Source organism: Nitrosomonas sp. Nm34 (genome assembly GCF_900113925.1).
Lineage (GTDB): Bacteria > Pseudomonadota > Gammaproteobacteria > Burkholderiales > Nitrosomonadaceae > Nitrosomonas.
Window position 1 is genome coordinate 19,690 of sequence record NZ_FORD01000033.1, and the last position, 9,466, is coordinate 29,155.

Annotated in this window: 9 protein-coding genes and 1 tRNA gene; 7 read left to right on the plus strand and 3 right to left on the minus strand. The window is 43.0% G+C overall.

Translation table 11 applies throughout. The features are described from left to right. Positions 1 to 900 carry a tyrosine-type recombinase/integrase gene (locus tag BM283_RS12230; RefSeq protein ID WP_254776349.1) on the plus strand — a complete coding sequence of 300 codons (900 nt, stop codon included), beginning with the start codon at positions 1 to 3 and terminating at the stop codon, positions 898 to 900. Positions 901 to 961: 61 nt separating this feature from the next. Here the strand turns inward: BM283_RS12230 and BM283_RS12235 are convergent. Further along, positions 962 to 1,048 (minus strand) — tRNA-Leu (locus tag BM283_RS12235). Between the two features lie 316 nt (positions 1,049 to 1,364). Between BM283_RS12235 and queA the strand changes: the two genes are divergently transcribed. The 5 genes from queA to secF all read left to right on the plus strand — a co-directional run bounded on the left by queA (position 1,365) and on the right by secF (position 6,940). Further along, the gene (gene queA, locus BM283_RS12240) at positions 1,365 to 2,399 is read left to right on the plus strand and encodes a tRNA preQ1(34) S-adenosylmethionine ribosyltransferase-isomerase QueA (protein ID WP_090693519.1); all 1,035 of its coding nucleotides are present in this window, start codon (positions 1,365 to 1,367) and stop codon (positions 2,397 to 2,399) included. Beyond that, entirely contained in the window at positions 2,396 to 3,481 is a 1,086-nt protein-coding gene (tgt, locus tag BM283_RS12245; protein ID WP_090693521.1) for a tRNA guanosine(34) transglycosylase Tgt, read from the plus strand. The genes queA and tgt overlap by 4 nt, the downstream gene beginning before the upstream one ends. A gap of 53 nt (positions 3,482 to 3,534) precedes the next feature. Beyond that, positions 3,535 to 4,005, plus strand: a complete 471-nt coding sequence (yajC, locus tag BM283_RS12250) for a preprotein translocase subunit YajC (RefSeq protein WP_090693524.1) — start codon at positions 3,535 to 3,537, stop codon at positions 4,003 to 4,005. 62 nt (positions 4,006 to 4,067) lie between these two features. After that, positions 4,068 to 5,912, plus strand: a complete 1,845-nt coding sequence (secD, locus tag BM283_RS12255; protein ID WP_090693527.1) for a protein translocase subunit SecD — start codon at positions 4,068 to 4,070, stop codon at positions 5,910 to 5,912. A gap of 95 nt (positions 5,913 to 6,007) precedes the next feature. Beyond that, positions 6,008 to 6,940, plus strand: a complete 933-nt coding sequence (gene secF / locus BM283_RS12260) for a protein translocase subunit SecF (RefSeq protein ID WP_090693528.1) — start codon at positions 6,008 to 6,010, stop codon at positions 6,938 to 6,940. Between the two features lie 447 nt (positions 6,941 to 7,387). Here secF and BM283_RS12265 read toward each other — a convergent pair. Continuing rightward, a protein-coding gene (locus BM283_RS12265; protein ID WP_090693531.1) for an IS3 family transposase occupies positions 7,388 to 8,559 on the minus strand; the annotation gives its coding sequence in 2 pieces (ribosomal slippage) (positions 7,388 to 8,280 and positions 8,280 to 8,559; 1,173 coding nt in all). 378 nt (positions 8,560 to 8,937) lie between these two features. On the opposite strand from BM283_RS12265, the gene BM283_RS18175 reads away from it, so the two are divergent. After that, the gene (locus BM283_RS18175) at positions 8,938 to 9,144 is read left to right on the plus strand and encodes a hypothetical protein (RefSeq protein WP_139225273.1); all 207 of its coding nucleotides are present in this window, start codon (positions 8,938 to 8,940) and stop codon (positions 9,142 to 9,144) included. 1 nt (position 9,145) lies between these two features. Here the strand turns inward: BM283_RS18175 and BM283_RS12270 are convergent. Beyond that, positions 9,146 to 9,466, minus strand: a 321-nt coding sequence (locus BM283_RS12270; protein WP_175492127.1) for a transposase, incomplete at its 5' end; no start/stop codon positions are given.

Here is a 9,466-nt window from a genome sequence, read left to right on the forward strand (position 1 = left end):
ATGGCTGTCAAGAAATGGGCCGAGTTAGAGATTGATGCCAAGCCTATCCATTGCCAAGTAATCACGTTCAAATATGTGTCTGAGAGGTATATAAAAGAAGTATTACCAACAAAAGCACAATCCACCCAGAAGGATAACCTGAGGGAGCTGCAACAGTTATATAAATTTTTTGATAATCCACCAGCCCCGCTTGACGATATTGAACCAATCCACATTAGGCAATACATAGACGCTAGAACACAAATGGGTGCTGCTGTTAGGGCAAAAAGGGAAAAGGCATTATTCAGTCACATATTTAACAAAGCTCGTGAGTGGGGTTACACATCCAATCCTAATCCATGCGCAGGAATACGAGGCGCAAAGGAGAAAGGAAGGCGGCATGTTTATATTACAGATCAAATGTACAGTGATGTATATAGCCATGCAGAACAGCCACTGAAAGACGCCATGGATATAGCCTATCTTACAGGTCAGCGCCCTTCAGATGTGCTCAAGATGACAGAACGAGACATAGAAGATGGGGCATTATGTGTCACGCAAAATAAGACTGGAGCAAAGCTTAGGATAAGTATTGAGGGAGAACTATCTTCTTTGCTTGCAAGAATCTCAGCCAGGAAGGCTAATTATAAGATCAGGAGTTTGCATATCATCGTTAACAATGATGGGCAGCCTATCTCGCTCAGAGCATTGCAGGATCAGTTCCATAAGGCAAGAGAAAAGGCTGGTATAGATAAAGATAAATTCCAGTTTAGGGATTTAAGAGCAAAGGCCGGAACTGATAAAACCGAATTCTCTGGTGATATTAGGCAAGCTCAGAAGCAACTTGGACATACCAATGTGACCATGACTGAGCATTATGTGAGAGGAAGAAAAGGTGAAAAAGTCAAACCAACAAAGTAGCTTTTGCGGAAAAAATCATACTTTGCGGAAAAAAAGTTTATCTCAAATTTCTTGGAAACCTTGGTGCCGGGAGGGGGAATCGAACCCCCATGATGTTACCATCGCGGGATTTTGAGTCCCGTGCGTCTACCAATTCCGCCATCCCGGCCACCGCTTATTTTTTCGAGTGAGGCGCAATTATTACTGAAAATAGCGAGTACAGCAACATAGAGCTTGGGAAAAATTGCAGCATGTGATGCAAGAACAAAGAAAATTAAGCTCAATTCCAATAAATATCAAGGAGATACAAGCCAAATATAAATAATATCTCTCAATGCAGTTACCTGAATATTATGAAGTAGATTTTTTTACATTTTCATAATTACAGCAGTTTTAGCTAGAAGAATGATCTGTCCTAAGCACAGCATATATTCAAATATGGGGAAACGTGCGAATAGCTTGAGCACACCTGTATAATAAGAGTGATGAAAATTCAGGATTTTGATTTTTTTCTACCCAATGATTTGATTGCGCAGTTTCCGCCTCAGCATCGAGTAGACAGCCGCCTGCTCTATTTGGACAGTCCGAGTAACAAATTTCAAGATGCATTATTCGTTGATCTAACAACATACCTGCGCGCTGGTGATGTGATTGTTTTTAACAATACTCGAGTCATCAAAGCGCGGCTATGGGGTAGCAAACAGACTGGTGGCAAGGTAGAAGTCATGGTAGAACGGGTGCTTGATTCCCATCATGTTTTGGCAATGATACGTGCCAGCCATGCTCCCAAAATCGGATCAAGTTTATTGCTGGGGAACAAAATTAACGCAATTGTTCAAGGGCATGAACAAAATTTCTATATACTGCACTTCGCACATGAACTTCCAGTCATTGAATTACTGGAGCAATACGGTAATCTACCATTACCACCTTATATTGAGCGACAAGCCACCCAGCTGGATGAAGAACGTTATCAGACGATTTTTGCAAAAGAGGTGGGGGCTGTCGCTGCGCCTACCGCAGGGTTACATTTTGATGAAACAATGCTAGCAAAATTGCATGACTTGGGGGTAATTATCGCCTATGTAACGTTACATGTCGGCGCTGGAACGTTTCAACCTGTTCGAACTGATAATATATTGAATCATCAAATGCACACAGAAATTTATCACATACCAGCAGAAACGATTAATGCCATTCAACAAGCCAAGCAGATCGGCAATCGCGTGCTAGCAGTCGGCAGCACCTCACTGCGTGCCTTGGAAGCTTGCGCTAACGCCAATAATGGGAAACTAAAGTCAGGGCATGGTGAAACCAACCTTTTTATTACACCTGGTTTTAACTTCCGCATCGTGGATCGATTGCTTACTAACTTTCATTTACCACGCTCTACCTTAATTATGATGGTATCTGCTTTTGCCGGTATGGAAAATATTCGTTGCGCCTATCAGCATGCCATTAGCCAACGCTATCACTTCTTTAGTTATGGTGATGCCATGCTTATTGAAAGAAAAGTATGAAATTTGAATTGCATCGCATTGATAATCAAGCCAGACGGGGAACATTGACACTTGCCCACGGTAAAGTGGAAACACCTGCTTTCATGCCGGTAGGAACATATGGAGCAGTCAAAACTGTATCACCGAGTGAATTACAGAAAATTAATGCAGAAATAATATTAGGCAATACTTTCCATTTATGGTTACGCCCTGGTTTAGACGTTATTGAAACACATGGAGGGTTACACCACTTCATGGGATGGAATGGCCCCATACTCACTGATTCAGGCGGTTTCCAGGTTTTTAGTCTCGGCAAATTGCGTAAAATCAGTGAGAAAGGCGTCGCATTCCGCTCCCCGGTAAATGGTGATATGTGTTTCTTAACGCCTGAAGAATCTATGCGTATTCAGCGCATACTCCACTCTGATGTTGTTATGATTTTTGATGAATGCACCCCCTATCCAGTTGATATGCCGATTGCAAAAGCCTCTATGGAACTTAGCTTACGTTGGGCGGAGCGATCAAAGCGTGCACACGATGGCAATCCCAACGCACTTTTTGGTATTGTTCAGGGGGGAATGCATGAAAATTTGCGTGACCAGTCTCTCGCTGGTTTACAGCAGATAGGTTTTGATGGTTACGCTATTGGCGGGTTGTCTGTAGGTGAGCCCAAAGCAGACATGCAGCGTATACTTACGCATGTTGCACCCCAATTGCCACCTGATAAACCCCGATACTTGATGGGAGTGGGTACGCCAGCAGATATTGTCCATGCAGTCGCACAAGGCATTGATATGTTTGACTGTGTTTTACCGACACGCAATGCGCGCAATGGCTGGCTCTATACACGAAATGGCATTATCAAATTACGGAATAGTCGATACCGTCTGGATACCTCATCACCAGATGAACAATGTCCCTGCTATACTTGCCGTCATTTTACGCGTGCTTACTTACATCACTTACAACGAACAAACGAGATTCTTGGCGCACGCCTGAACACACTACATAACCTTTATTATTATCAGCAGCTCATGAGCGAAATTCGCACAGCAATTGAGCTTGGCCAATTTGAGCAATACGAACGAGAATTTCAAGCATAATGCTACAGCATGTTAGAATATAATTTTTAACCTTTTTTTCAGGAGAAAATATCATGTTGATTAGTGAAGCCTTTGCTCAAGCTGCTAATGGCGCTCAAGCTGAACCAAGCTTAATGAGTCTCCTGCCGTTAATTGGGATTCTTGTTATTTTTTATTTTTTATTGATTCGCCCACAATCTAAGCGCGCTAAGGAACAAAAGTCAATGAGAGAAGGATTGCAAAAAGGTGATGAAATTATCATTAGTGGGGGCGAACTAGGCCGTGTTACGAGTGTGGGAGAAAACTATATTATGGTGGAAATAGCACCCAGCGTGGAAATCACAGTCCTCAAGGCTGGCGTACAAACCTTATTGCCCAAAGGAACGCTAAAAAGTATCGATACCGGCAAAAGTAATAGAGCGCTTAAAACTAACAAATCGCAAAAAGCAAGCGACACCCAAGAAAGTAGCGATGAGAATATGAGCGTAGCACCGCTTAACGAGCCGCAAAAAGAAAGTAGCGACAAAAGCGGAAAAATTCAATAAAAATTAAAAACTAGAGTGATTTATCTCCCCTCTTTTCCTTTTTTAAATTCATTTTTGACACCATGAACCGCTATCCTCTCTGGAAAAATTTAATTATTGCGATTACGCTTCTTGTTGGGTTGCTTTATACCTTACCCAATTTTTATGGCGAATCACCCGCAATACAAATTTCACCGTTGCGAACTACAGCAGAGGCTGGCTTACCACTATTACAGCAAGTAGAAGGTACGCTTAAAAAACATGGCCTCCTTAATGAAGGAACACTTGTAGAGGGGAATAGTATCAAAGTTCGTTTTGCTGATACGGATGTTCAAATTAAGGCAAGAGATATTCTGCAATCGGAGCTTGGCACCGATTACATTGTAGCGCTCAATCTTATTCCAAATTCTCCAGAATGGTTGAATAGTCTAGGTGCATTACCCATGTACCTAGGCCTTGATTTACGCGGCGGAGTCCATTTTTTGCTGCAGACAGATATGGATGGCGCATTAACCAAAGCGCTGGATCGCTATAGCAGCGATATTCGCAGCACCTTACGTGAACAGAAAATATCATCTGCTGGCCTTGATCGACAAGATTCACAACTCATCATTAAATTCAGAGATGAGCCATCACGTTCAAAAGCTGAAACCGAGCTCAAGAAAATATACTCTGATCTGGATGTGCGCACCCAGGATACAGGAAGAGATTTTCGCCTGCTCGTATCGATTAAGCCAGAAGCACAAACACGTATGCAGAGTGCCACCATACAACAAAATATTTCTACGTTGCGTAATCGTGTGAATGAGCTCGGTGTGGCAGAGCCTGTTATTCAGCAAGCTGGTATCGATCGTGTCATCGTGCAATTACCTGGCGTTCAGGATACGGCCAAAGCAAAAGATATTCTGGGAAGAACAGCCACTCTGGAAATCAGGATGGTAGATGATGAAAGCGACATTGACGCAGCGTTAAGAGGGCAGATTCCATTTGGTACCGAGCTTCTTACTGAACGTGGCGGCGGTGCAATTCTGGTAAAAAAGCAAATATTATTGACCGGTGATCGTATTACGGATGCACAACCCGGGTTTGATAGCGACAATCAACCAGCTGTTCACGTTACCCTTGACAGCAATGGTGCACGCATTTTCAAGCAACTGACACGAAATAATGTCGGCAAACGTATGGCAATTTTACTTGTTGAGAAAAATCGTGCAGAAGTTGTCACCGCACCTGTCATCCGCGAGGAAATCGGCGGTGGGCGCGTTCAGATAAGTGGTCGGATGAGCAGTATGGAAGCTCGTGATGTTGCTCTATTATTACGTGCTGGTGCATTAGCTGCGCCCATGGAAATTATTGAAGAACGCACGGTAGGGCCTAGTCTGGGTGCTGACAATATCAGCAGAGGATTCAACTCGACATTATTTGGCTTTCTAGCAGTAGCCATTTTCATCATGCTTTACTATAGAGCAATTGGCGTGATTTCTGTTCTTGCACTTGGGGCAAATCTTTTATTGCTGATCAGCCTTCTTTCCATTTTGCAAGCGACACTGACCCTTCCTGGAATGGCTGCAATTGCACTTACAGTCGGCATGGCAATTGATGCCAATGTTCTTATAAATGAGCGTATTCGTGATGAGCTTCGTAATGGCTTAACGCCACAACTCGCCATCAGTGCTGGCTACGAGCGAGCGTTTGGAACTATTGTAGATTCAAATATCACGACACTCATTGCAGGGATTGCATTATTTGCTTTTGGTTCAGGTCCAGTTAAAGGATTTGCAGTCGTACTTTGTTTGGGTATTCTAACTTCTGTATTCACAGCAGTAACTGTTTCTCGTGCGATGGTCAACCTGATATACGGTGGGCATCGTAAATTGGAAAGAATTTCAATTGGTACCGTCTGGAAACCCAAGGTAATTAAGCGTTAATGACAATAGACATGTAAATTAAACATGTATCAGTTTTACTCGTATCAGAGAACACGAAAGTCTAATCTGAAATAGCTAATCAGGATTCTTAAACTATGGAATTTTTTAAATTTGAACGTGATATCCCCTTTATGAGTTGGGGGAAATATACAACTACTATTTCATTATTGACTTTTTTTGTCTCGCTTTTTTTTATTGTTACAAAAGGATTAAACTTAGGGGTTGATTTTACCGGTGGAACAGTTCTTGAAGTAAGTTATGCCCAACCCGCTAATCTCGATAAAATTAGATCAATCTTTGCTACACTCGAAATACCCGATGCCTCAGTGCAGAATTTTGGCACTTCTCGTGATGTATTGATTAGATTACCTGTCAAGCATCAGCTATCTAGCGCTAAACTATCAGAAACTGTAATAGCTTCCCTTAAAGAATTAGATGAATCTATCCAGTTACGTCGAGTGGAATTTGTCGGCCCTCAAGTAGGTGATGAATTATTAGAAAATGGTGCATTAGCTTTACTGTTTGTATCACTTGGCATCGTGGCGTATTTAGCGATGCGCTTTGAATGGAAATTTGGGGTGGCTGGTATTATCGCAAATTTGCATGATGTGATTATCATTTTGGGGTTTTTTGCTTACTTTCAATGGGAATTCTCCCTTACCGTTCTTGCTGCAATCTTGGCTATTCTTGGCTACTCAGTAAATGAATCCGTTGTTGTATTTGATCGCATTCGCGAAAATTTTCGTAAGATGCGTAAAGCACCTGCAACGCAAATTATTAATAACGCTATAACGCGAACGATGTCCCGTACCATTATCACTCATGGCAGTACACAGGCAGTGGTTGTATCTATGCTTGTTTTTGGTGGTGAGACCTTATATTATTTTTCATTGGCCTTAACCATCGGCATCTTGTTTGGCATTTACTCTTCTGTGCTCGTTGCAAGCCCACTTCTAATGTTACTAGGGGTCAAACGCGAGGATTTAGTAAAACCTGAGAAAAAGCAACAAGAAGAGGCTTTACCGTAATCATTGAAGATTTGAGACTTCTTGAATGAGGCAAGAACGATAAGATGTGTACCATACCAATCTGTCTGTAGAGTAACTGGAAATCTGACTGGAGTACTGTTCAATCATTATTTACCCAGATTTTCCATTAGGATTCTAATTATCTGATTCTTAACATTATTCTCAAAAAGGGCTATTAAAGCAAGACATTGATTTTTCTTCCTATTTAAGGTTCTAATGGAAAATCTGGGCTTAACTGCCAATCCGGTTGGGTATCAGTCTATACCCCCCCTCTTGCTGGTCTCATAAAAATTAATTTAACCTTAATTTCCTGTTAAAATTTTGAATAGAATTTTAAGAAGAAAGGCTCAAGCAAGGAATTTGCAGAGCATGAAACTATCGCCTCAGAGCCGGAAACAGCCTTCTTCCTTGCACTCTGACGTGGTCAAGTAAAATCGGACACCTCAGTTAAGCTGCTTTTATCGATTTTGCTGCTTCTGCTTCATATTGATTCGGACTTTTGTAATCCAGGTATGAATGCAGTCTTTGGTTGTTATAAAACACGGCGATATACTGCAAAATATCCTGCTGTGCTGCATGGCGGGTTTGGTAATGCCGCCATTGGCAGCGTTCCTGCTTGAGGCTGTCAAAGAAGCTTTCCGCAACCGCATTATCCCAACAATTTCCCAGACGACTCATGCTGCCAATAAAACCGTATGCTTTCAGTAGATTGCGGTATGCTTTGCTAGCATACTGCGACCCACGATCCGAATGCACGATCAGGCCAGGCGGTGGCCGGCGTAGCCAGATCGCCATTCGTAATGCATCATAAACCAGTGTTGCTTTCATCCGTGAGCTCATACTCCAGCCCACCACCTTTCGGGAGAACAAATCGATAACAACCGCCAGATACAGCCAGCCTTCCTGAGTCCAAATGCAGGTAATGTCGCAAACATAGACTTGATCCGGTCTGGCAACCGTAAATTGCCGATTCAATTGGTTCTCAAACACTGGCAACGGGTGATTGCTGTCCGTCGTCACCTTGTATTTCTTCCGGTGTTTCACTTGTATCCCGGCTTCTTGCATTAGTCTTCTCGCCTTCCAGCGACTAGCCCGGTAGCCCAAGGCACTTAGCGCTCGTTTCATCCTGCGACTGCCATAGGTATAATCGCATGATTTTGCAATATTCTGCACAGCATTAAGTCGTTGCCTGTGGTGTAGATCATCCGGGCAATTGCAGCAGCGTTGTTCATAGTCATAGTAAGCACTGCGGCTGACACCCAATAGCCGGCACATCAGGCCGACCGGGTAGGTCTTTTTCTTTTGGGTGATGAACGAATACTTCACTTCGTTTCTTTCGCGAAAAAGACCGCCGCCTCCTTTAGTATTTGCCGCTCAAGCTTTAATTGCTTGTTTTCTAGTTTAAGCCGCCGGATTTCTTCCTGCTCCGGTGTCAGTTTCCCATTACCGCGCAATGCCTGACCATTAGTATCCGCCTGGCTCTCCCTGATCCATCGCCCAAGCATGTTAGCCCTGATTTCCAGGCTTCTGGCAGCTTCTGCTATCGTTAATCCCTCATCCACTACCAAGCTGATTGCATCCAGCTTGAATTCCTTTGTATAGTGTTTCCTAGGTTCCATTTCATCCTCCAATTAAGACTATTTTCTCTTAACTGGAGTGTCCGGGTCTATTAGACCATATCACTTCCCCTCTACCATTGACAGCATTTGTCCAAGAATATGAAATTGGCTGATATTTTCTAAGAACAAGCAAGCGCAGCAGATAATCGAACGTCTTGATCACTGATTACGCAAAATGCCCGGATTTAGAATGGCGCATGAGGGATTCTTCAGAGCATCGGTAAGTTTATTCCATATTGAAATCAAACATGACGCGAAGGCGAGCCGCAGACAGTATTAACGTGAGTTCGACATAAGAAAAGCTGTAAAAGAAACCTGAATTCCTTATGATGAAATGGTTTTGCAAAAGAATTTCATCATGAGAGGAGTCAGATTTCCATGGATACTACAACGATTTTTTGTGAGAGTGACGAATTTTGTAAAGAGTTTGAGCCGCGATGGGAGCAGCACTTATTAGAGTCATCGCTGAAACGGCGTCGGCGGCAAGGAGCGCTGTGTCTAAGCGAAATCATGACCATCATGGTGGGGTTTCATCTATCCGGGTACCGGACGTTTAAACACTATAGCAGATCTCATATAAAATGATTTAAATTTCATAAGCGGCAAAGAGCTGCTCGATGGAACACCCTTCCTTTTTTCTGATGGCTTTGGCCTGAGCCCATTTGGGTTCAATGTCATTTAAGCCCGGGGAATAAGGCGGCAGGTATTCAAGTGTATGCCCGGCATTGGCAATGGCGGTTTGGATATCCTGCCGTTTATGGAACGTTGCGTTGTCCATGACAATCACGCAAGCGGGCAGAAGTTTAGGCAAAAAGTCCTGCGTTATCCACGCATAGAAAATGTCAGCGGTGATATTGGCGATGAACAGACTTATGGTCAGCAGCGTCTTTCCGATGAGAGCGCCAAT